Below are 24562 nucleotides of genomic sequence, written 5' to 3' on the forward strand. Positions count from 1 at the left end.
AGGTCGGCACCAGTGACGATGCTCCTGCCCCTCGAGACCACGATCGTGCCCGCGAGCACGGTCGTCCCCGGCCCGTTCCTCGCCGCGCCGCTGCTCGTCGTGCTGCCGCTGCTCGGCGCGGCGGTCCTCCTCCTCGCCGGGCGCCGCAGCGACAGGTGGGGCGCGTGGTTCGGCGTGGCCATGTCCGGCGCGGCGTTCCTCGTCGGCGCGTGGGTCTTCCTGTCGATGCTGTCACTGCCCGCGGACGAGCGGGTCGTGGACTACCGGCTCTTCGACTGGATCGCCGCCGGGGGTCTCGACGTCGCGGCCGGCCTGCGCATCGACCCGCTGTCGATGACGTTCGTGCTGCTCGTGACGTTCGTCGGCACGCTCATCCACGTCTACGCGGTCGCGTACATGGAGCACGACGTCGACCGGCGCCGGTTCTTCGCGTACCTCAACCTGTTCGTCGCGGCGATGCTGGTGCTCGTCCTCGCCGACTCCTACCTGCTGCTGTTCGTCGGGTGGGAGGGCGTGGGCCTCGCGTCGTACCTGCTCATCGGGTTCTGGAACCACCGCCGCGACTACGCGGTGGCCGCCAAGAAGGCGTTCGTCATGAACCGCGTGGGCGACATCGGCCTCATCGTCGCGCTCATGCTCATGTTCGCGACGTTCGGTGCGGTCGACTTCACGACGGTGTTCGAGCAGGTGCCGGAGGCGTCGACGGCGCTCCTCACCGCGACCGGACTCGCGCTCCTGCTCGCCGCGTGCGGCAAGTCGGCGCAGTTCCCGCTGCAGGCGTGGCTCGGCGACGCGATGGCCGGCCCGACGCCGGTCTCGGCCCTCATCCACGCCGCCACGATGGTCACCGCGGGCGTCTACCTCGTGGTCCGGTCCGCGCCGGTCTTCGAGGGCGCGCCGACCGCGCAGCTCGTCGTGGTGATCGTCGGCGCCGTGACGCTGATCTTCGGCGCGGTCGTCGGCTGCGCGAAGGACGACATCAAGAAGGCGCTCGCCGCCTCGACGATGTCGCAGATCGGCTACATGATCCTCGCGGCCGGCCTCGGCCCGATCGGCTACGCGTTCGCGATCTTCCACCTCGTGACCCACGGCTTCTTCAAGGCGGGCATGTTCCTCGGCGCCGGCTCGGTCATGCACGGCATGGGCGACCAGGTCGACATGCGACGGTTCGGCGGTCTCTCGCGGTTCATGAAGGTCACGTGGATCACGTTCATGATGGGCTGGCTCGCCATCCTCGGCATCCCACCGTTCTCGGGCTTCTGGAGCAAGGACAAGATCATCGAGGCCGCGTTCGTGCCCGTCGACGGCGCCCCGTGGCGGGCCTGGGTCTTCGGCGGCGCGGCCCTGATCGGCGCGGGGATCACCGCGTTCTACATGTCGCGCCTGTTCTTCATGACCTTCCTGGGACGTCGGCGCTGGAACGACGGTCGCGGCGACGTCGACGGCCTCGGGTCGCAGGACGGTCCGGTGCAGCACCCGCACGAGTCCCCGCGGCTCATGACGTGGCCGATGATCGTCCTCGCCGTGGGGTCGGTCGGGCTCGGGTGGTTCCTCGCCGCCGGCTCGCGGTTCGTCGACTGGCTCGAGCCGGTGACGGGGCACGCCGAGCACCACGAGCCGGTTCTGCCGGTGTGGTCGCTCATCGCGCTCACGCTGCTCCTCGTCCTCGCCGGCCTCGCGCTCGCGTGGCGCCAGTACGTGGTCTCCCTCGTCCCGGTCCGCGCCCCGCGCGGCACGGCGCTCACGCGGGCGGCCCGTCGCGACCTCTACCAGGACGACGTCAACGAGACCGTGTTCATGCGCCCCGGCCAGTACCTGACCCGGTCGCTCGTGTACGCGGACAAGGAGATGGTCGACGGCGGGTGGCTCGGCCTCGCGGGCCTCGTCGGCAAGGTCGGCGAGTGGCTGCGCGGCTGGCAGAACGGGTACGTGCGCTCGTACGGCGCGACCATGCTCGGCGGCCTCGTCGTCATCGCCGCCGTCGTCCTCGCCCTCACCACCGGCACCGCGAGCTGAGGAGACTCACATGAACGGCTTCCCCTGGCTCACCCTCCTCGTCGCGTGGCCCGTCGTCGGCGCGGCCGCGGTGTGGCTCACCGCCGCGGCACGCACGCGCGGCGTCGGCCCCGGCGCCCTGCGGGCCGTCCGCGGCATCGCCCTCGGCGCCGCGCTCGTCGAGGTCGCGCTGCTCGTCGGCGCCTTCACCGCGTTCGACACCGCGGCCTCCGGCACGGTCCAGCTCGCCGAGACCTACGCCTGGATCCCGCAGATCGGCGCGAGCTACGCCGTCGGCGCCGACGGGGTCGCGCTCGCGCTCGTCGCGCTCGCCGTCGTGCTCGTCCCCCTCGTCGTGGGGGCCGCGTGGAAGGAGCAGGAGGGTGACGTACGCCGCCTGCGCCACTACCTCGCGCTCGTGCTCCTGCTCGAGGCGTTCATGGTCGCGGTGTTCGTCGCGCGCGACGTGTTCCTCTTCTACGTCCTCTTCGAGGCGATGCTCATCCCCGTCTACTTCATGATCGGCGGGTTCGGCGTCGGTGCGCGGCGACGGTACGCCGCGGTGAAGTTCCTGCTCTTCTCGCTCGCGGGCGGCCTGATCATGCTCGCGGCGGTCATCGCGCTCTACCTGCACGGTCCGGGCGGGCCGCAGGGCTTCCTCACGGCGAACCTCGTCGAGCACCTCGCCGCGAACCCGATGCCGGTCACCACGGAGCGCCTGCTGTTCCTCGGCTTCTTCCTCGCGTTCGCGATCAAGGCGCCGCTGTTCCCGGTGCACACGTGGCTGCCCGACGCCGCGCAGCACGCGCCGGCGGGCACGTCGACGCTGCTCGTGGGCGTGCTCGACAAGGTCGGCACGTTCGGGATGCTCACCCTGTGCCTCCCGCTCTTCCCGAGCGCGAGCGCGTGGGCGGCGCCGGTCGTCATCGTCCTCGCCGTCGTGTCGATCCTCTACGGCGCGCTCATGGCGATCGGGCAGAGCGACCTGATGCGGCTCATCGCCTACACGTCGGTGTCCCACTTCGGGTTCATCGTGCTCGGCATCTTCGCGTTCACGACGACGAGCGTCGCGGGGTCGTCGCTGTACATGGTCAACCACGGCATCTCGACGGGCGCCCTGTTCCTGCTCGCCGGGTTCCTCGTCGCGCGGCACCCGGAGCGCTCGCAGCGGCTCACGGACTACGGCGGGCTGCAGAAGGTCGTGCCCGTCCTCGCGGGCACGTTCCTCGTCGCGGGCCTCTCGGCGCTCTCGCTGCCCGGTCTGTCGACGTTCGTCAGCGAGATCATGGTGCTCCTCGGGACGTTCACCCGGAGCCCGTGGGCGGCGCTCGTCGCGGTGCTCGGCGTCGTCCTCGCCGCGCTCTACGTGCTGCTCACGTACCAGAAGGTGTTCACGGGCCGGACGCGAGAGGGCCTCGAGCAGCTCCCGGACCTGGGAGGCCGCGAGAAGTGGGTCGTCGCGCCCCTGATCGCGCTGCTCCTCGTGCTCGGGTTCTACCCGGCGCCCGCGCTCGACCTCGTGGACGAGCCGGCCGAGGTCACGCTGTCCGACCTCGCGCCCGCCGGGGTCGAGGACCCGCCGCGCACCGACCCGTTCGCCCCCGACCCGACACCTGCCGCAGCCGCCGACGTCGCCGGGGTCGTCGACACCTCCGTCTCTGACACCGTGCCCACCACCGCAGAAGGGAGCGAGTCGTGAGCGACTCCTTCGTGGCCCCCACGGTCGACTGGCTCTACCTCGTCCCGATCCTCGTGGTGCTCGGCGCCGGCGTGGTCGGCGTCCTCGTCGAGGCGTTCGTCCCGGCGCGCGTGCGCCGCACGACGCAGGTCGTGCTCGCGCTGCTCGCGACGGCGGCGGCGTTCGCCGCGATCGTCGTGCTGTGGCGCGACCCCGCGGTGCAGGGCGACCCCACGACCGGCACCTACGGCGTGCGCGTGCTCGGCGGGTCCATGGTGGTCGACCCCTTCGGCCTCGCGGTCCAGGGCACCGTGGTGCTGCTCGCCCTCCTGGCGATCCTCGTCATCGCCGACCGGACGTCGACCGGGCAGGACGCGTTCGCTCCCACCGCCGCGGCCGTGCCCGGCTCGCCGTACGAGGACCTGGCGCGTCGCCAGGGCCTCGAGCAGACCGAGGTCTACCCGCTCGTCCTGTTCGCCGTCGGCGGCATGATGATCTTCCCCGCGACGGGCAACCTCCTCGTGATGTTCGTCGCGCTCGAGGTGCTCTCGCTGCCGCTGTACGTCCTCTCCGCGATGGCACGCCGACGCCGGCTGCTGTCGCAGGAGGCGTCGTTCAAGTACTTCCTCCTCGGCTCGTTCGCGTCGGCACTGTTCGTCTTCGGCGTCGCCCTGATCTACGGCTACGCGGGGTCGGTCGACCTCGCGCAGATCCAGCGGGCCCTCGCCACGGGCGAGAGCCCGGTCGCGGACATGCCCGGCCTCGTGCTCACCGGGATGCTGCTGATCCTCGCGGGTCTGCTCTTCAAGGTGGGCGCGGCGCCGTTCCACGCGTGGACGCCCGACGTCTACCAGGGCGCCCCCACCCCGATCACCGGCTTCATGGCGGCGTGCACCAAGGCGGCCGCGTTCGGCGCTCTCCTGCGCGTGCTCTACTCCGTCGCGATCGGCCTGGAGTACGGCGCGCCCGACCTGCGCCAGGACCTCTTCGTCGCGCTGTGGGTCGTCGCCCTGCTGACGATGGTGATCGGCACCGCCGTCGGCGCCGTGCAGACCGATGTCAAGCGACTCCTCGCGTACTCGTCGATCGCGCACGCGGGCTTCATCCTCGTCGGCGTCGTCGGTTTCTCCCAGCTCTCGCTGCGCGCCACCGTGTTCTACCTCCTCGTCTACGGTCTCGCGACGGTCGGCGCGTTCGCCGTCGTCACGCTCGTGCGGGAGAAGGCACCGTCGTCGGCCACGCTGCCGACCGCGGCCCCCGCCGTCGTCGGGGCACGCACGGGCGCAGCGGCGGGCGAGCTCACCGCGAGCGGCGACGACGCGGCGTCGGGCAGCGGCGACGGGCCCGCGGGCGTCCCCGACAACCCGTCCCGCGCCTCGGTGCCCGACGCCGGCGCCGTCCTCGGCGAGGCCACGCACCTCGCGCAGTGGGCGGGCCTGGGGCGGCGCAGCCCGTGGCTCGCGGGCGCGTTCGCGCTGTTCCTCCTCTCGATGGCCGGCATCCCGCTCACCGCGGGGTTCATCGCCAAGTTCACGGCGTTCGGCGCGGCGGTCGCCGGACCCGACGGGCAGGGCGGCGGATCGACGTGGGTGCTCGCCGTCGTCGGTGTGCTCGCGTCCGCGGTCGCCGTGTTCTTCTACGTCCGGATCATCGTCCTCATGTTCTTCACGCCCCCGGCCGACGAGGCCGCGGAGGCCGACGGCGGCGTCGGCGTGACCGTCGTCCGGTCGAACGGACCGACCACCGTCGCGATCGCCGTGTGCGCGCTCGGCGTGCTCGTCCTGGGCGTGTTCCCCTCCCCGGTTCTCGATCTGGCGGCAGAGGCGGTTAAGTTCGTCCCGTGACCTCCGCTCCTCCCGGGCCGCCCGCACGGACGACCCCCGTGACGACCACCGCCATCCCGATCTCCGACCCCGAGCTCGCCGCAGTGCTCACGCAGCGGCTCGCGGGTGTGGAGACCCGGCTGCGGGACGCCGTCGCGCACGCCGACCCGCTCGCCGACACGGCGTCGCGCCACCTCGTCAACGCCGGGGGGAAGCGGCTGCGACCGTTGCTCACGCTGCTCGCGGCGGAGCTCGGCGACGGGGACCGGTCCGAGGTGGTGGAGGCCGCCGTCGTCGTCGAGCTCACGCACCTCGCGTCGCTGTACCACGACGACGTCATGGACTCCGCCGCCGTGCGGCGCGGGGCGCCGGCGGCGCACGCCGTCTTCGGCAACTCCGTGGCGATCATGGTCGGTGACCTGCTCTTCGCGCGCGCGGCCTCGACGGTCGCTGCGCTCGGACCGGAGGCGGTGCTCATCCAGGCGCGCACCTTCGAGCGCCTGTGCCTCGGCCAGCTCCACGAGACCGTCGGCCCCGGCGAGGGCGAGGACCCCGTCGCGCACTACCTCCAGGTGCTCGCAGACAAGACCGCGTCGCTCCTGTCCACGTCGGCCCGCCTCGGCTCGATGTTCGCGGGGTGCGACGCGCGCACCGTCGACACCGTCGCGGCCTACGGGGAGCGCCTCGGGGTCGCGTTCCAGCTGGCCGACGACGTGCTCGACCTCGCGTCGACGGGCGACGAGTCGGGCAAGACGCCCGGCACGGATCTCCGCGAGAAGGTCCCGACGATGCCCGTCCTGCTGCTGCGCGCGCGCGTCGCGGACGGCTCTGCCGACGCGGCGGACGTCGCGCTCGTCGAGCTCCTCGACTCCGACCTGTCCGACGACGCCGCGCTCGCCGACGCCGTGGCCGCCCTGCGCCGCCACGAGGTCGTCGCGGAGACGCGTGCGCTGGCCGTGCGGTGGGCCCGTGACGCGGCGGGAGAGCTCGACGGTCTCCCCGACGGGCCTGTGGTCGACGCGCTGCGGACCTTCGCCGAGGCGCTCGCCGACCGCGCTGCCTGACCGACGGAGGAGTCGCCCACGCCCTCGTCGCCGTTCCGTCGGCGGGTGAGATCCCGGCGGTCCTCCTGGACCGGTGAGGCGGTCGGCGGTCCACGACGGTCGTTGCCGTAGGCATCGATGACCTGCGAACATGTCCCCGTCGTGCCCGTCGGTGTTCCCTGAGACCTCCGCCGCGACCGGTGCCCGATCACCGGACGGGGGACTTCTCCCCATGACGCAGTGACGAAACCGACACACGGGGACGCTATCCTCGTGTGCGCGATCGGTGCGGGGCCCGGCGACACGGAGCGACGGGGGACAGGACGGAAGCCGGTCGCCACCGACCCGATCTCGGAGGACCAGTGGGCTTTCTGGCGCGCCTGAACGACAACCGACGCACCGTGGCGTCGGTGACGACGGTGTCGGTGTTCTCGACGGCACTGGTGGGACTCGCGTGGTTCTACGAGGGCGAGGCGACGGCCGACGTGGAGCTGAACGACTCGGGTGTGTGGGTGACGAAGACGTCGTCGGGGCAGCTGGGTCGGTTCAACTACGAGTCGCAGGCGATCGACGGTGTGCTCGTGGCGGGGTCGGCGTCGTTCGACGTGCAGCAGGACGAGGGTCGGGTGCTGCTGGACGACGAGGGGACGAGCACGGCGTCGCCGGTCGAGGTGGCGCACCTGACGCTGGACGGGCAGGTGCGGCTGCCGGCGGGGGCGCAGGTGGCGTCGGGGGGTGCGACGACGGCGGTGCTCGACGGTGAGGAGGGCCTGCTGTGGGTGCTGCCGTTCGACGGTGCGACGGCGTTCGACCCGGAGGAGACGGAGCCGGTCGCCGAGGTCGAGGGTGACGGCGCGCTGACGGTCTCGGGCGACGGCACGGTGTTCGTCGCGGTCCCGTCGACCGGGACGCTGTGGACCGTGGGCACGACGTCGAAGGGGACGGCCGAGGAGCCGGAGGAGCTCGACCTCCCGGTGAGCACGGGCGCCGACGTGGCCGTGACAGCGGTCGGTGACGAACCGGTCGTCCTCGACCGGTCGGGCGGACAGCTCGTCCTTCCCGACGGGAAGACGGTCGGCGTCGAGGGCGCGGACGGTGCCCAGCTGCAGCAGCCGTCGAAGAGCTCGGACTCCGTGGTCGTCGCGACCTCGACCGGTCTGGTCACCCAGCCGCTCGGCGGCGGGGACGCCCAGGTGCGCCGGGCCGACGGCGTGCCGTCCGCCCCGGTGCAGCTCGACGGCTGCACCTACGGCGCCTGGGGCTCGACCGGGCAGGTGATCCGCGACTGCGCCGGGCCGGACAACGACGTGGACAAGCGGCTCGAGGGCGTGGACCCGCAGGCGCGCCTGGAGTACCGGGTGAACCGGCACGTCGTGGTGCTCAACGACCTGGCGGCCGGGACGCTGTGGATGGCGGCGGACGAGTACGAGAAGGTCGACGACTGGGACGTGCAGCTCCCGGAGGAGGCCGAGGGCGAGGAGTCCGACGCCGAGCTGACCAACCCGGAGCAGGTGGACCAGTTCATCGCGGACCGGTCGCAGCCGAACAAGCCGCCGCAGCCGAAGGACGACGTGTTCGGGGCCCGCCCCGGGCGCACGACGATCCTGCCGGTGCTCGCGAACGACGTCGACCCGGACGGCGACGTCATGACGGCCTCGCTGGTCGGGGAGTCGCCGGGCAACGCGACGGTGCAGCAGATCCTCGGCGGTGCGGCGCTGCAGGCGGTCGTGCCCGAGGACGCCGAGGGCACGCAGGGGTTCCGGTACTCGGTGTCCGACGGACGGGGTGGCGTCGCCGAGGCCGGGGTCTCGCTGAAGATCTCGCCGTGGAGCGAGAACGAGATCCCCGAGTCGACGGGCGACCCCGTGCTCAAGGTCGCGCAGGGCGGGACCGCCACGATCAAGGTGCTGCCGTTCTTCCGCGACCCGGACGGCGACGACCTGTACCTCGCGTCGGCCGCTGCGACGTCGGCGGGGGACGACGTGCGCTCGCGCCCGGACGGGACCGTGGAGTTCCGTGACGCCGGGGGATCGACCGGCCGCAAGATCGTCACGTTGACGGTGGCCGACGGCCTGGGCGGCCTGGCCGAGGGCAGGCTGCTCGTCGACGTCCTCCCGGGGACGCAGCCGCCGATCGCGGTGAACGACCACGTCGTGGTGCCCGCCGGGCAGCCGGTCACGGTCGAGCCGCTGCGCAACGACTCCGACCCGAACGGCGACGAGCTGCGGCTCGCGTCGGTCTCGGAGTCCGCGCCGGCCGAGATCACGCCGAACTACGACGCCGGGACGTTCACGTTCTTCTCGAACGAGCCGCGCTCCTACGACCTCACGTACCAGGTGACCGACGGCCCGGACGCCACGACCGGCCTCGTCCGGGTCGACGTGCTGCCGCCCGACGCCGCGAGCGGCCCGCCGATCGTCGTCGCGGACACCGCGCTGCTCCCCACGGGCGGCAAGACGCTCGTCGACGTGCTCGCCAACGACACCGACCCGGCGGGCGGCGTGCTCGTGGTGCAGTCGGTGCGCGTCCCTGCCGACGCGGGCGTCTCCGTGGCGGTGCTGGCGCACCAGATGCTCCGGATCACCGAGATCCGGCGGCTCGACGGGCCCGTGACGATCGAGTACACGGTCTCGAACGGCACCGAGACGTCCACGGGCCAGGTGCGCGTCGTGCCGGTGCCCGCCCCGACCCGGCTGCAGCCGCCGAACGCGGCCGCCGACGAGGTGACCGTCCACGCGGGCGACGTCGTGACGATCCCCGTCCTGAAGAACGACACGCACCCGGACGGGCTCGAGCTGTTCCTGCAGCCCGAGCTGGAGCAGGACGTCGACCCGGCGCTGGGCGAGGCGTTCGTCTCCGAGGACACCCTGCGGTTCAAGGCCGGGCCCGAGGCCGGGACCGCCTACGCGATCTACCGGGTGCGCGACGCCAACGGGCAGGAGGACTCCGCCCAGGTGACGATCCGCATCCGCGACGGTGAGGACAACGCGCCGCCGCAGCCGCGCCAGGTCGAGGCCCGCGTGCTCTCCGGCGCGTCGGTGCGCATCGACATCCCGGTGCACGGCATCGATCCCGACGGGGACTCCGTCCAGGTGACCGGTATCGGGGCGCCGGCGTCGAAGGGGACGGCCCGCGTCGTCGACGGCGTCGTGGAGTACGCGGCCTCGAAGAGCTCCGTCGGGCTCGACTCGTTCACCTACACGGTGCTCGACGCGCGCGGCGCGGTGGCGACGGGTTCCGTGCGCGTGGGCATCTCGGCGCCCGGCGAGACGAACCAGCCGCCGGTCGCCGTCGACGACGAGGTGACGGTACGACCCGGACGCACGGTCGCCGTCGCCGCGCTGGTCAACGACACCGACCCGGACGGCGACCAGATCGCGCTCGTGCCCGCCGCGGTCGAGGACGAGCACGGCATGGACGCCGAGGTCGTCGCGGACCGCGTGGTCGTGACGACGCCCGCCGAGGACGGCTCGTACACGTTCTACTACGGCATCCAGGACACCTACGGGGCGCGTGCGACCGGCGCGATCACCGTGAACGTCGCCGCGGACGCCCCGCTCCAGCCGCCCGTCGCCCGTGACGACACGGTGCCGGTCGAGGACATCCTGGGCAGGACGACGGTCACCGTCCCGGTGCTGGACAACGACGACGACCCCGACGGCGCGGCGACGGAGCTGACCGTCGCCGTCGAGGGGGAGACCGTCGCGGTCACCGACGGCAACGAGCTCGAGGTCACCCTGACCGAGAGGCGCCAGGTCGTGACGTACACGGCGACCGACCCCGACGGCCTGACCGCCAAGGCGTTCGTCAAGGTGCCGGGCCTCATGGACCAGGCACCGACCCTCCGCCCGGGCATCGCCCCGCTCGAGGTCAACAGCGGCGAGCCGCTCGAGATCGACATCACCGACTACGTGCTCGTCGTCGAGGGCCGCACGCCGCGGCTGACCGTCGAGGACAAGGTCACCGCGCTCGAGGGATCGCGCGAGGTGACGAGCACGACGCAGATCACGTACACGTCGACCGCCGGCTACGTCGGTCCCGCGGCCGTGACGTTCGAGGTCACCGACGGCTCGGGCCCGGACGACCCGGACGGCAGCACCGCGCTGCTCACGCTGCCGATCAGCGTGCTGCCGCCGGAGAACCTGCCGCCCGAGATCGTCGGGTCGCCGACCCTGGACGTCGCCGCGGGCGAGGAGGCGGCCGTCGACCTCGCGCGCTTCGTCGAGGACGTGGACGGCGACCCGCTGACCTTCCGGACCACCGCTCAGCCGCAGGGTGTCACGCTGGCCGTGGAGGGCTCGACGCTGCAGGCCCAGGCCACGCCCGACGTGCCCAAGGGCACGGTCGTGCAGGTGCCGATCACCGTGACCGACGGCGAGCACCCGCCGGTCGAGGGGGCCGCGACCCTGACCGTGGTGGCGTCGACGCGCCCGCTCGCGCGGGCGAACGACGACGCGGTCCCCGACGCCCACCAGGGCAAGGAGACCGTGGTCCCCGTGCTCGACAACGACTCGAACCCGTTCCCCGACACCCCGCTCACGCTCCTGGACGCCGTCGTCGAGACGGGGCAGGGCACGCCCACGGTCCGCGGTGACTCCGTCGCCGTGACGCCGCGCGAGGACTTCGTCGGGGTGATGGTCGTGCGCTACCGCGTGCAGGACGCGACGAAGGACCCCGACCGCGAGGTCGAGGGCCGGATCCAGCTCACCGTGCTCGGCAAGCCCGAGGCGCCGCCCACGCCGCAGGTCGAGGAGGTCCGCTCGAAGACGGTCGTGCTGTCCTGGGACCCGCCGAACAACAACGGCGCCGAGATCACCGGCTACACCGTGCGGTCCCAGAACGGGTACGAGAAGGCGTGCGGCACCACGACCTGCACCCTGGACGGGCTGACGAACGACGTCGAGTACACGTTCACCGTGTTCGCGACCAACGACGTCGGCGACGAGTCCCTCACCGCCGCGCGGAAGAACGCGACCTACACCGACCGGTCCGCGATCGAGTGCGTCAACCTGCGCATCTCCCCGGCCCCCGCCGGCGGCGCGACCGACAAGACGTGCCTGACCGAGACCACCACCACCTGGGAGGGCCTGACCAACGGCCAGGCCTACACCGTCCAGGTCCAGGCCGAGAACCGCGCACCCGACCCGTCCGAGTGGGGCGAGACCTCGGCGCCGGAGATCCCGGCCGGCAAGCCGGCGGCACCGGCCACGCCGACCGTCTCGCGCGGCGGGCTCGGCAACGAGGTGCAGATGACGGTCTCCTGGACCCCGCCGCACGACAACGGTGGCCCGATCACCAGCTACACCGTCGAGGCCCTGCAGGGCGGTGCCGTCGCCAAGACCGTCACCGCCGGCGGCGGTGCGACCAGCGCCACGGTCCCCGTCCCGGCCTCGACCACCGACTACACGTTCCGTGTCCGGGCGCACAACAAGGCCACCGAAAAGTTCGGAGACGCCGAGTTCTCGCCCCCCTCCGCACCGGTGCGCGCCTTCGCGACGCCCGGCCAGGTGTCGAACCTCCGCGCTGACGCGACCGGGGCGAACGGGCGGATCCAGCTCTCCTTCGGCGCCGCGTCGGGCAACGGGGTGCGTGCCGACGAGATCCGGTACCAGTACGACGCCGGCGGCGGCTGGGCCGCCCTCGGCGCCGACAAGCTGGTCGCCGGCCTCGAGAACGGTCGGAACTACACCATCAAGGTCCGCGCCCTCGCCGGCGTCGCCGGCACGACCGAGCCCGGGCCGGCCGCCAGCGCCAACGCGGAGTCGCCGTACGGCCCGATCCCCGCGCCGGACGTGGCGATGAACGGCGGCAACCAGACGATCTCCTACAGCTGGTCGACGTCCGGCAACGGGCGGGACTACACGACGTCGGTCACCGGCGCGGTCAGCTCGTCCGCCAAGAACGGGTCGGGCTCGCTCAACGTCGGCTACTCCGACACCCGCCGGATCTGCGTGACCGTCACGCCGACCGAGGGCGAGGCCAAGCAGACGTGCCGCGAGGCGACGTCGGACAAGAAGCCCGAGCCGGTGTTCACCGTCAGCAAGGGCAGCAACCACAAGCTGCCCGACGGCAACTGGCCCGGGAACTGCCAGCACTCGTCCTGCGCGGAGCTCTACCTCACGATCAAGGACGGTCCGCCGAACACGTCCTTCCGCTCCACGTGCTACGCGGGCGGGAACCGGATCGGCTCCGGCAACTACTTCCAGGACGCCCAGTACCGGAACCTGCGGACCGACGGCAACGGGAACTACTCCGGTGGCCAGCAGTGCGTGTGGGGCGGCCCCGGCACCCAGGTGTGGGTCGAGACGACGATCGGCACCACGAACCGCATGGCCTGGTACTGAGCACCCCGCCACGTACCCGCGACATCGAACGGAAGCGACAATGACCACGATGACCCCCGAGCAGGCCGCCTGGTTCGCTCAGACCTTCGACCGCCTCGTCGGCAACGTCGGCCAGGCCGTGCTGGGCAAGCCCCACGTCGTGCGCCTCGTGCTGACGTGCATGCTCTCCGAGGGCCACGTCCTCCTCGAGGACGCGCCGGGCACCGGCAAGACGTCGCTCGCGCGAGCGATCGCGGCCAGCGTGCAGGGCACGCAGCAGCGCATCCAGTTCACTCCGGACCTGCTGCCCTCCGACGTCACGGGCGTGACGATCTACGACCAGAAGACGGGCAAGTTCGACTTCCACCCGGGCCCGATCTTCGCGTCGATCGTCCTCGCGGACGAGATCAATCGCGCGTCGCCGAAGACGCAGTCCGCGCTCCTCGAGGTCATGGAGGAGGGTCGGGTCACGGTCGACGGCGTCGGGCACGAGGTCGGCCGCCCGTTCATGGTCATCGCGACGCAGAACCCCATCGAGCAGGCCGGCACCTACCGGCTGCCCGAGGCACAGCTCGACCGCTTCCTCATGAAGACGTCGATCGGCTACCCCGACCACGCGTCGACGGTCGAGATCCTCTCGGGCGCGTCGGTGCGCGACCGCAGCAAGACGCTGCAGCCGCTCATCACGACGCAGGCGGTCACCGAGATGGCCGAGCTCGGCGCGCGCGTGCACGTCGACGGCGCGGTGCTCGAGTACATCTCCCGGCTCGCCGAGGAGACGCGCAACGCTCCCGAGGTCCGCGTCGGGGTCTCGGTCCGTGGTGCCCTCGCGCTGGTGCGGGCCACCAAGGTCTGGGCGGCGGCGCACGGCCGCAACTACGTGCTGCCCGACGACGTCAAGGAGCTCGCGCAGCCCGTCTGGGCGCACCGCTTCGTCCTCGACCCCGAGGCCGAGTTCGCGGGCGCGACCAGCGAGGCCGTGCTCGGCCGCCTCCTCGCCGACGTCGCCGCGCCGCAGGAGCGCCGCAGCGCCTGACCCGGACGCGCCGCCCTCCCCGGCGGTGCGGACCGCCCGACACCCATCTCGCAGGACCCGTTCCGAGAGCAGGACGATGAACGCCTCACGACCCCGATCCCGCGGCGCCACCGCCGGCACCCCGCCGTCGACCGCGCTCGCCGGGCTCCTGCGTCCCCTCCGGGACGTGGTGGCCCGCGCCCTGGCCGGGGTCGGCCGGGCGCTCGCCCCCCTCGAGCCGGTGACGTCCGCGGTGAGCCCGCTCGGCTGGGCCACGGTCGTCGCTACGGTCGCCGCGTGGTGGGCGGGGCTGCGCTACTCGTGGCTCGAGCTGGTCGTCGTGGCGATCCTCCTCACGGTCGCGCTGCTCGCGGCGGTCGTCTTCGTGCTCGGACGCTTCCGCTACGCCGTCGTGCTCGACCTGGCGCAGCGCCGGGTGACCGTCGGGGACAGGGCGGTGGGCCGGCTCGACGTGAAGAACGACTCGTCGCGCCCGCTGCTGCCGTCGGTCATGGAGCTTCCCGTCGGCCAGGGCATGGCGACGTTCCCCGTCCCGCGCCTGCGTCCGGGGGCGAACCACGAGGAGATCTTCACCGTGCCGACCCACCGGCGCTCCGTGATCTCCGTCGGGCCGGTCCGCTCGGTGCGGGCCGACCCGCTGGCGCTCCTGCGCCGAGAGGTGGTGTGGACCGAGCCGGAGGAGCTGTTCGTCCACCCGCGCGTGAAGAACCTCTCCGGGTCGTCGACGGGCTTCCTCAAGGACCTCGAGGGCCGCGTCACGACGGACATCTCGAACTCGGACGTCTCGTTCCACGCGCTGCGGGACTACGTCCCCGGGGACGACCGGCGCCACATCCACTGGAAGACGACGGCGCGCACGGGTCAGCTCATGGTGCGCCAGTTCGAGGAGACCCGGCGCTCGCACCTCGCGGTGCTCCTGTCCACGCGCGCCGAGGACTACGCGAACGACGACGAGTTCGAGCTCGCGGTGAGCGCGTGCGGCTCGCTCGGGCTCCAGGCCATCAAGGAGGACCGCGGGGTCACGGTGCTCGTCAACGACGGCAACCTGCGCGGCGACCACCGGACGCGGCTGCTCGACGACCTCGCGCGCGTCGAGACCCGGTCGCAGCGGGCGTCGCTCGTCGACGTCGCGCGCGTCGCGGGCCTGACGATCACGGACGCGTCGGTCGTCGCGTTCATCGTCGGGTCGCGCGTGACGCCGACCGAGCTCCGCGCGGCGTCGGCGCGGCTGCCCCAGGACGTGCGGGTCATGGCGATCCAGTGCGTCCCGGGCGCGTCGCTGAGCCGGCACGCGATCGCCGAGCTCGTGGTCCTGACGATCGGGGAGCTCGGCGAGCTCCCGCTCGCCCTGCGGAGGCTGAACGACTGATGAGCGCCACCGGTACCACCACCCGCGGCTCGCGCCGCGCACCGTCGGGACAGCCCGGCACCCCGTCCGGCGCCCCCTCCGGCACGTCGTCGGGCACGTCCCGCCGGGGAACGACCCGCCTCCGCGAGGGACGTCCTCGCGCGCTCACCGCGCTGGGCGCCGTCGACGCCGTCGCCCTGGTCGTCGTGCTCGGCGCGACGGTCGTCGGGTTCGCCCCCGTCTGGGGCTCCACCGGCTACCTCCTACCCGCGGTCGGGGGCGTCGTCGTCGGGCTCGGCGTCGCGTGGCTCGGGGCCTGGCGGCGCTGGCCCGCCGTGACCGTCCTCGCGGTCGCGGTCGTGGCCTACGTCCTGCTCGGCGGCGTGCTCGCGCTGCCCGCGGACGCGATCGGCGGCGTGCTGCCGTCGCTCGACACGGTCCGGAACCTGCTCCTCGGCTCCGTCACCGGGTGGAAGGAGTTCGTGACGACGGTCCCGCCGCTGCACTCCTTCCCGGAGCTCGCCGTGGTGCCGTACCTGCTGATGATGGTCACGGCGCTCGTGGCCGGCTCGATCGCGTGGCGCGCGAAGCACGCCGCCTGGGCGCTCGTCCCGCTGGTCGTGACGTTCGTCGGCGTGATCCTCCTCGGGACGGTCATCGCGGCCTACCCCGTGGTGCAGGGGCTCGTCGTCGGGATCGTCGGTCTCCTGTGGGCGAGCTGGCGCGTCACGGCCGCACGGCTCGGCGCGCACCAGGTCACGACGGAGGCGAGCAAGGCCGCCACGCGTCGCCTGTGGTGGCACCGCGTGCGCGCGGGCGCGGCGATGCTCGCCGTCGGTGCCGTCGCCGCCGCCTTCGGCGGCCCCGCCCTGCTGCCCGACGCACCGCGGACCGTGCTACGCGAGACGGTCGTGCCCCCGCTCGACCTCCACGAGTACGTCAGCCCGCTCACCGCGTTCCGCAAGTACGCCAAGGACATGAAGGAGGCCGAGCTCTTCACGGTGCGCGGGCTCCCCGCGGGCACGAAGGTCCGGCTCGCGACGCTCGACGCCTACAACGGCGTCGTCTACGACGCGTCGAGCGGCCTGCCGGGTTCGGGTGTGTACACCCGGGCCGGCGAGGAGATCGCGACCGTGGCGCCCGGCACCGAGGCGACCCTCGACGTCGTCGTCGGCGACTACGCGGGCGTGTGGGTCCCGGAGACGGGCACCCTCGCGGGCATCTCGTACACCGGGAGCCGCGCGCGGGAGCTCGCCGAGGGCACGTACTACAACGCGACGACGGGGACGGCGCTCACGACCGCCGGACTGCGGCCGGGGGACACGTACACCGTCGCCACGCGCGTGACGCCCGAGCCGACCGAGGAGGACCTGCGGGCCGGTGCGATCGACCAGGTCCCGGTGCCGCCGACCCCCAAGGGCCTGCTGCCCGTCTCGCTCGCGGGCAAGGGCGCCCAGTTCATGGGCGAGGAGACCGACCCGGTCGACCAGCTCTTCGCGCTGCGCGACGGGCTCGTCGCCAGCGGGATCTTCTCGAGCGGCCTGGACAACCAGCCGCCCTCGCGGCCCGGTCACTCCGCGGAGCGCATCGACACGCTGCTCGCCGACGACGAGATGGTCGGCGACGACGAGCAGTTCGCCGTCGCGCTCGCCCTCATGGCGAACCAGGCCGGGATCCCGGCGCGCGTCGTCATGGGCTTCTACCCCGACGAGAAGAACCCGTTGGAGCCGGGGGAGCCGTTCACCGCGACGGGGGCCGACGTGCACGCCTGGGCGGAGGTGCCGTTCGTCGGTTACGGGTGGGTGCCGATCACGGCGATCCCGGACGAGGACAACAAGATCCAGCCCGAGCCGAAGAGCCTGCAGGTCCCGAAGCCGCCGGTGCTCGAGGACCCGGAGCCCCCGGAGGAGCCCGCGGAGGCGGAGGCCGGCAAGGTCGACGACGAGGACAAGGAGAAGGCCGACAGCGACGGGTTCGACTGGGGCACCGTGCTGATCATCGGTGTCGCGGTGGCCGTCCCGCTCGCGCTGATCGCCCTGCCGATCGTGCTGATCCTCGCCTACAAGTCGCGTCGCCGGGCCCGGCGGCGCGCGGCCGAGCGCCCGGTCGACCGGGTGAGCGGCGGCTGGCGGGAGGTGCTCGACGCGGCGACCGACCTCGGGACGCCGGTCCCGTCCGGCTCCACCCGGCGCGAGGGGGCGGGCGTCATCGCGCAGACCTTCGGCGCGACGACGACCATCCCGCTCGCCCACCGCGCCGACGCGACGGTCTTCGGGGCCGGAGAGCCGACCGAGCAGGAGATCGAGGCGTTCTGGGCGGACGTCGACGGAGTCGTCGGAGGGCTACGCTCCTCCGTGAACCGGCGTGCCCGGATCCGTGCCGCGCTGTCGACCCGGTCGCTGCGCTCGGCCCGGTCCGCCGGTCGGGCCGGGACGCGACGTCTGACGTCGTGGCTCCGGCGCGGCTCGACACCGACGACCACGTCGTCGCGGAACCCGACGAAGGGCTCCTCGACGAAGCAGGGAGAGAAGTGATGACGGACGTGACGTGCGCCGCGTGCGGTTCCGCGCAGTCGTCGGGCTCGGCGTTCTGCGCGGTGTGCGGCCAGCCGTTCCCGCGGACCGGTCGTCCCGTCGCCTCGGCCGTGGCCGGGCCGCAGGGCGGCGTCCAGGCCGCCGCGGGCGGACCGGGCCTGCCGCCGTTCGCCTCCGGCGGCGGCGCGCCCGACACCACGACCGAGCCCGAGGTCTACACGGCGACGCAGAAGGCCGTGCTGGGCGCACCGTCGTCCGGCGGGCCGACCCTGCTGACGGCGCCGTACGCGGGCGTCGGGCGCAGGTTCCTCGCGTACCTGGTCGACGGCGCCGCGATCGGCGTGATCGTGCTCGCCGTGCTCCTGGTCGGGACCGCGGTCGTCGGCGTCCCGCTCCTGGGCGGCACCCGGACCGTGAGCGCCGAGGAGGCGTCGGCCCTCCTCGGCAGGCTGCTCGGCGTCTACGTCGTCGCCGCCGTGATCGCGATCGCGTGGTGGGTCGGCCTCTGGTTCTGGGAGGGCACCACGGGCAAGACCCTGGGCAACCTCGCGACCGGGATCCGCACGCTCGACGCCGCCACCCGCGCACCGGTCGGCTTCGGGCGGGCGTTCCTGCGCTGGCTCGTCGTCGGGGCGGGCTCGATCGTGGTCTTCGTCGGTCAGCTCGTCGTCGTCCTGAGCCCCGCGTTCGACTCGTCGGGCCGCCGCCAGGGCTGGCAGGACAAGGTGGCGAGGTCCGTCGTCGTCGACGCCCGTGGCGTCGCCCCGGCGCGCGACGGCTTCGAGGGCGTCGCGTCGCTCGTCCCGCCGGCCGCGGGGACCCGGGCTGGAGCGGGGTACCCCGCGCAGGACGCGTACGGGCCGACCGGCGGATACGCCCCTGGCGGGTACGCGCCGGCCGCGACGCCCAGCGGGTACGCGCCGGCCCCGGCTCCCGGCTACCCGACCGGGGCCTCGCCGACCGGGTACGCGCCCCCCGCGCCGCCGCGCCCCACGGGAGCGCCGACGAGCGCGGCACCGTCGGGGCAGCCCGCTCCCACGCAGGCCGGACGAGCAGGGCAGCCCCCGGCACCGCTGCCGGACCCGTGGGCCTTCCCGTCGTCGGCGTCCTCGCCCGCGAGCAGCGGTGGCGGCCTCATCACCGGCGTCCCGGGATCGGCCGGTCCGGCCGTGCCCGCCCAGGCCGCACCGCACCCCCAGCAGCACGTCCCCGCACAGGCCGTCGCGCAGACGCCCGAGCCGGTGCACGCCCGGGCCGCGGCCCCGGTCGCGGAGCCCGAGGACCCGGAGTGGGACAGCACGCGCATGGGCGCCCGCGACGTCCGGGCGATGGAGCCCGCGCCGGTCGTGACCGTCGTGCTCGAGCTCGAGTCAGGCGAGCGGCGCGTCGTCGACGGCCCCGCGCTCGTCGGGCGCAACCCCCAGCCGGCCGACGGCGAGGACTGGATCCTCGTCGCCGTCGAGGACCCGACGCGGTCGGTCTCGAAGACGCACGTCGAGCTCGGCGTCGACCCGGACGGTCTGTGGGTGAGCGACCGCGGATCGACCAACGGGACCGTCGTGTCCGCCCCGGGGACCGCCCCGCGCGTCGCGGCGCCGGGCGCACGCGTCCGCGTGCCGGTCGGCGCGACGATCCACGTGGGCGACCGTCGCCTCGTCGTGCACCCGGGACCGGCATGACGACCCCCGAGACCGAGGTGCACCTCGCCTGGGGTGCCGCGTCGCACCGCGGCGCACGGCGCCTCCTCAACGAGGACCGCTTCCTCGTCTCGCGCTCGGTCTTCGTCGTCGCCGACGGCATGGGGGGCCACGACGCGGGCGAGGTGGCGAGCGCGACCGCCGTCGACGCCCTCCGGCCGCTCGCCGACCTCGAGGTCGTGACGCCCGACGACGTCCGCACGCACCTCGCGGTCGCCCAGGAGAACGTCCGCGCGATCACGACCGAGCCCGGCCGCGGTGCGGGGACGACCGTGACGGGCGTCGCGGTGGCCGAGCAGGACGGCAACCCGTACTGGCTCGTGGTCAACGTCGGGGACTCGCGCACCTACCACCTGTCCGGGGGGCGCCTCGAGCAGGTGAGCGTGGACCACTCGGAGGTCCAGGAGATGGTCGACGCCGGTCTGCTCACCCCGAGCGAGGCGCTCACGCACCCGCGCCGGCACGTCGTGACCCGCGCGCTGGGCTCGCGCGGGGTGCCGCAGGCCGACTTCTGGTACGTCCCGATCCACCGGCACGACCGGATCCTGGTCTGCTCCGACGGCCTCACGGGCGAGCTGTCGGACGAACGGATCGCCGAGGTGCTCCTCGAGAACCCGGACCCGCAGGGTGCCGCCGAGCGCCTCGTGCACGAGGCGATCGCGGCCGGCGGTCGGGATAACATCACAGTCGTCGTCGTCGACGCGACGGGCGTGTCCGACGACACGAGCGGTGGGAGCACCGCACCGCGGGAGCGGACGCCCGAGCCGGGTTCGACGGTCGACGAGGACACCTTGCCGAGAGAGGCTCGACTCCAGATGGGGGGCATGGCGTGACGCTGCGCTACGTGACGGGACAGGCACGCGCGCTCGTGCGGGGCGGTGCCGTCGTGGTGCTCCCCGCGCCGGTCGAGACGGACCTCGTCGACCAGGTGTGGGACCAGCTCGGTGCCGCGCCGGGGGTCGTGGAGGTCCTCCAGGTCCTCACCGGCGCCTTCGGCTCGAGCCTGCGCACGATCCCGCCGTTCGCGGTCGCCGTCGTGGCCGACCGCCGGGTCCACGTCGCCGTGCGGGGTGCCCTCGCGGTGACCCTGGAGGTCGAGGGTGGTGACCGCGTCCACGTCGACGGTGACGACGTCACCACCTGGTCCGAGCGGGTCGTGGACGACGTGGTCGAGCTGCTCGTGCGCACGGGCGCCGCCCCCGCCGACGCCCCGGTCGGCGAGCCGTTGCTCGGGGACCGCGCGACGTGGCCCCTCGCGTCCGCGGTCGTGCTGGCCGACGCCGTGGCGTGGCAGCTCGCCGAGCGTCCCGCGCGGGCGGTCGCGGACCCCGAGCGCGACGAGGCCCCGGTCCACGAGACCTCCGTTCCTGGGACCGCGGCGTCGGCACCGGTCGTCGCCGGCGGCACGAGCAGCGGCACGGACGACTCGCTCCGCGCCGAGCCCGCGTCCGCGGGGGCGCTTCCGGCTGCACCGTCCGAGCAGCCCGGGACGTTCGGCGCGACCATCGCGCTTCCCGAGGAGACGATGGCGCCCGAGCCGGACGGCGCCGGCCTCCTCGACCACCCCGGTACGGCGAGCGAGACCGAGGACGATGCCCCGGTGACGCCGGACGACCCGTTCCCGGCGGCCGACGACTACTCGCACCTGTGGGGCTCGACGGTGCTGCGCACCGTCGAGGACGCGGCGGTCCGGGCGCAGGACGCCGACGACGACGAGGGCGAGCCCTCTACGTCGCCGGCGGAGACACCTGTGCCGGCCGTCCCGGCGCCCGGCTCCGCCGAGCGGGTCGACGCGACCGTCCCGCCGCCCCCGGGGATCGGCGTCCCGCCCGTCCCCGGTCCGGACGAGCCGCCGCAGGCCGGCGGCCTCATCGCCGGCGTCCCGCGCGAGTGGACGGGTGCGACCCCGGCCGCGGCCCATCGCGCCGCGACCGTCACCCCGGACGACGCGGCGCCCGACGGTTCCGCCGACGGCGGTCTCGACCACGACGGGCACACCGTGCTGTCGTCCGCGATCGCCGACCTGCGTGCGGCCGCGCAGGAGGCCGACACCCCGCCGCCACCGCCCGCGACCCCCTCGTTCACGACGCCGCCCGCCTCGGGACAGCAGCGGATCCTCGCGCGGACGTGCGAGCAGGGGCACGGCAACCCGCCGTCGCGCGACACGTGCGCGGTCTGCGGCGGTGCGCTCGACGGCGACGCCGCGCTCGCGGTGCGCCCGCCGCTCGGTCGGCTACTGGTCTCCACCGGGCAGACGATCGAGCTCGACCGCGGGGTCGTCGTCGGGCGGCGACCCAGGACGCCCCGGACGCAGGCGGCCGACCTGCCGCGCCTGGTGACCGTGCCGAGCCCGCAGCAGGACATCTCGCGCTCGCACCTCGAGGTCACCCTCGAGGGCTGGCACGTGCTCGTGAGCGACATGGCGACGACGAACGGCACCACGCTCCTGCGCGCCGGCCAGCCGCCGCGCCGCCTGCACCCGTCGGAGCCCGTGCTCGTCGTCGACGGCGACGTCGTCGACCTCGGGGACGACGTGACCCTGACGTTCGAAGGAATCTGGTGAGCACCAAGCGAGCACCGTCCCCGCCGCCGGAGATCCAGGGCTTCGAGTACGTCTCGCTCATCGGCTCGGGCGGTTTCTCCGACGTCTTCCTGTACCAGCAGCAGCGGCCACGGCGCCGCGTCGCGGTGAAGGTCCTGCTCCAGGAGTGGTCGAGCCCGTCGCAGCGGGCCGCCTTCGACGCCGAGGCCGACCTCATGGCGACGCTGTCGACGCACCCGTCGATCGTCACGATGTACGAGGCGGACGTCGCGGACGACGGGCGTCCGTACCTCGCGATGGAGTTCTGCTCGCGACCCAACCTCGGCGCCCGCTACCGCACCGAGCGGCTGTCCGTCGCGGAGGCCCTGCGGACCGCGGTGCAGATCGCGGGAGCCGTCGAGACGGCGCACCGCGCGGGCATCCTCCACCGCGACATCAAGCCGGCGAACATCCTCGTCACGGAGTACGGCCACCCGGCGCTCACGGACTTCGGCATCTCGTCCACCGTCGACGACGCCGCGCGCGCCGAGGGGATGTCGATCCCGTGGTCCCCGCCGGAGTCGTTCGCGGAGCCCCCGCGCAGCGGCATCGCGACGGACGTGTGGGCGCTCGCCGCGACGACCTACACGCTCCTCGCCGGTCGCTCGCCGTTCGAGGTCCCCGGCGGCTCCAACTCCAGCGCGAACCTCATCTCCCGCATCGAGACGTCGCCCCTGCCGCGCACGGGGCGCACGGACGTGCCCGCGTCGCTCGAGCGCGTGCTCGACACGGCGATGGCCAAGAACCCTGCGTCGCGGTACCCGTCGATGCTGGCGTTCGCCCGCGCCCTGCAGCAGGTCCAGAACGAGCTCTCGTACGCGGTCACACCGGTCGACCTCCTGGACGACTCGGGTCACGTCCACGAGGAGGAGCCGGACGACGACGGCGGGACGCGCCTGCGCCAGGTCGTGTCGATCGACCCCGGAGGTCAGGCGCAGCCGACCCCGACGCGCAACCCCACGCTGCCGACCACCCCGCTCCACCCGCCGCGACAGCCCGCACCGCAGTGGCCCGCGCAGCCCACGCCGGGCGCCCACGTCCCGCAGCAGGCATCGGCGGCACCGGCGGCGTGGGCTGACCGTCCGACCGGCACGTCGCCCGGCCACCCGTCGTCGGGCACCTCGGGCACCTACCCGACCGCCGGTCCGTACGCGCCGGTCGTCGAGGCGACGGACCCGTCGCGGCGGCACCCGGGCGCCGTCGCGCCCTACGCGCCCTGGGGGACGGCGCCGGTCGAGGACACGGTGCAGCGCACCGTCGGTCCGGGGGAGGGAGCGGCGCCGGGCGCGCCGGAGCAGGAGGCGCGACGCGGGGCGCTGGTCCCCGTCCTCGTCGGAGCGGGAGTCCTCGTGCTGGCGGGCGTCGGCATCTTCGCCCTCACCCAGGGCGGGGGCTCCTCCGAGGCCGACGACGACCCGAGCACCACCCCGACGAGCGAGACCTCGACCGTGCCGTCCGACAACCTCGGCGCGCTCGTCCCGCCCGTCAACGACCTCACCGGGACGTACGACCCCGAACGTCAGGTCGCGACCTTCACGTGGGCGTACGACAGCCTGGACGCGCAGGAGGGGGACGGCTTCGCGTGGCGCAAGCTCGACCTCGTGGAGACGGCGCAGTACAAGCAGATCTGGGACCAGGACACCGTCGAGCTGAGCGCGAAGCCGGGCGAGCGCGTGTGCATCGAGGTCATCGTCGAGCGTGACGGCAAGCCCTCCGCCAGCCCGCAGACGGCGTGCGTCGAGGGGGAGGCCGGGTGAGCGAGCTCGCGATCGAGTTCTGCGGCGAGTGGTTCCGTCCCTCCGCGGACGACGGCGACGTCTTCGAGATCGGCCGTGACGGCGACCTCTCGATCGAGGACAACCCGTACCTGCACCGCCGCTTCCTCCGGGTCTCCTTCGAGAGCGGGATCTGGTGGCTCGCCAACGTGGGTTCCCTCATCTCCGCGACGGTGTGCGACGCCGGCGGTGGCGTCCAGTCCTGGCTCTCGCCCGGGAACCGGCTCCCGATCGTCTTCCCGACGACGTCGATCGTCTTCACCGCCGGTCCGACGACGTACGAGATCCTCGCGCAGCTGCACGGCGCGCCGTACCAGGAGATCCGGTCGGAGGACGCCGACTCCGGTGCGACGACCATCGGGATGATCACGTTCACGACGAGCCAGAAGCAGCTCATCGTCTCGCTCGCCGAGCCGATGCTCCGCCGCGACGGCACGGGGCTGTCCGAGATCCCGTCGTCGGCCGCGGCGGCCGCGCGGCTCGGCTGGGCGACGACGCGGTTCAACCGCAAGCTCGACAACGTGTGCGACAAGCTCGACCGGATCGGCGTGAAGGGGCTGCGCGGCGGCCCCGGGGCGCTCGCGACGAACCGGCGGGCGCGGCTCGTCGAGTACGCGGTCGCGTCACGCCTCGTGACGTCCGCCGACCTCCCCCTGCTCGACGCGACCGACGACGGCTGACCCGCTCGCGCCCGTGTCGGCGCGGCCACGACCCAGGACCACCCCCGAG

The 24562-nt window shown here is 73.6% G+C and carries 13 protein-coding genes; all 13 read left to right on the forward strand.

The window, feature by feature from the left end:
- Nucleotides 1-18: 18 nt before the first annotated feature.
- The 13 genes from nuoL (at nucleotide 19) to NFS20_RS19670 (ending at nucleotide 24513) form a co-directional block, all read left to right on the forward strand.
- Nucleotides 19-2016: an NADH-quinone oxidoreductase subunit L gene (nuoL, locus tag NFS20_RS19600; protein ID WP_251153597.1), complete on the forward strand. Its 1998-nt coding sequence runs from the start codon at nucleotides 19-21 to the stop codon at nucleotides 2014-2016.
- A 10-nt stretch (nucleotides 2017-2026) separates the two neighbouring features.
- On the forward strand, nucleotides 2027-3694 hold the full coding sequence (locus tag NFS20_RS19605; protein ID WP_251153483.1) for an NADH-quinone oxidoreductase subunit M: 1668 nt from the start codon (nucleotides 2027-2029) through the stop codon (nucleotides 3692-3694).
- Nucleotides 3691-5517: an NADH-quinone oxidoreductase subunit NuoN gene (gene nuoN / locus NFS20_RS19610; protein ID WP_251153484.1), complete on the forward strand. Its 1827-nt coding sequence runs from the start codon at nucleotides 3691-3693 to the stop codon at nucleotides 5515-5517. Before NFS20_RS19605 ends, nuoN begins: the two co-directional genes overlap by 4 nt.
- Before the next feature lie 38 nt (nucleotides 5518-5555).
- The gene (locus NFS20_RS19615) at nucleotides 5556-6560 is read left to right on the forward strand and encodes a polyprenyl synthetase family protein (protein WP_251153485.1); all 1005 of its coding nucleotides are present in this window, start codon (nucleotides 5556-5558) and stop codon (nucleotides 6558-6560) included.
- A gap of 389 nt (nucleotides 6561-6949) precedes the next feature.
- The gene (locus NFS20_RS19620; RefSeq protein ID WP_285821159.1) at nucleotides 6950-12883 is read left to right on the forward strand and encodes an Ig-like domain-containing protein; all 5934 of its coding nucleotides are present in this window, start codon (nucleotides 6950-6952) and stop codon (nucleotides 12881-12883) included.
- A 40-nt stretch (nucleotides 12884-12923) separates the two neighbouring features.
- Nucleotides 12924-13898, forward strand: a complete 975-nt coding sequence (locus NFS20_RS19630) for an AAA family ATPase (RefSeq protein WP_251153486.1) — start codon at nucleotides 12924-12926, stop codon at nucleotides 13896-13898.
- A gap of 76 nt (nucleotides 13899-13974) precedes the next feature.
- On the forward strand, nucleotides 13975-15267 hold the full coding sequence (locus NFS20_RS19635) for a DUF58 domain-containing protein (RefSeq protein ID WP_251153487.1): 1293 nt from the start codon (nucleotides 13975-13977) through the stop codon (nucleotides 15265-15267).
- Complete coding sequence (locus NFS20_RS19640) at nucleotides 15267-17780, forward strand: transglutaminase-like domain-containing protein (RefSeq protein WP_251153488.1); 2514 nt, start codon at nucleotides 15267-15269, stop codon at nucleotides 17778-17780. The genes NFS20_RS19635 and NFS20_RS19640 overlap by 1 nt, the downstream gene beginning before the upstream one ends.
- On the forward strand, nucleotides 17780-19459 hold the full coding sequence (locus NFS20_RS22190) for an RDD family protein (protein ID WP_285821160.1): 1680 nt from the start codon (nucleotides 17780-17782) through the stop codon (nucleotides 19457-19459). Before NFS20_RS19640 ends, NFS20_RS22190 begins: the two co-directional genes overlap by 1 nt.
- Entirely contained in the window at nucleotides 19456-20310 is an 855-nt protein-coding gene (locus NFS20_RS19655; RefSeq protein ID WP_251153489.1) for a PP2C family protein-serine/threonine phosphatase, read from the forward strand. The genes NFS20_RS22190 and NFS20_RS19655 overlap by 4 nt, the downstream gene beginning before the upstream one ends.
- An 11-nt stretch (nucleotides 20311-20321) precedes the next feature.
- Complete coding sequence (locus tag NFS20_RS19660; RefSeq protein ID WP_251153490.1) at nucleotides 20322-22040, forward strand: FHA domain-containing protein; 1719 nt, start codon at nucleotides 20322-20324, stop codon at nucleotides 22038-22040.
- Nucleotides 22037-23815: a serine/threonine-protein kinase gene (locus tag NFS20_RS19665; RefSeq protein ID WP_251153491.1), complete on the forward strand. Its 1779-nt coding sequence runs from the start codon at nucleotides 22037-22039 to the stop codon at nucleotides 23813-23815. Before NFS20_RS19660 ends, NFS20_RS19665 begins: the two co-directional genes overlap by 4 nt.
- On the forward strand, nucleotides 23812-24513 hold the full coding sequence (locus NFS20_RS19670) for a hypothetical protein (protein ID WP_251153492.1): 702 nt from the start codon (nucleotides 23812-23814) through the stop codon (nucleotides 24511-24513). Before NFS20_RS19665 ends, NFS20_RS19670 begins: the two co-directional genes overlap by 4 nt.
- The last annotated feature ends 49 nt before the right edge of the window (nucleotides 24514-24562 follow it).

The organism is Cellulosimicrobium sp. Marseille-Q4280 (assembly GCF_943181405.1).
GTDB lineage: Bacteria > Actinomycetota > Actinomycetes > Actinomycetales > Cellulomonadaceae > Cellulosimicrobium.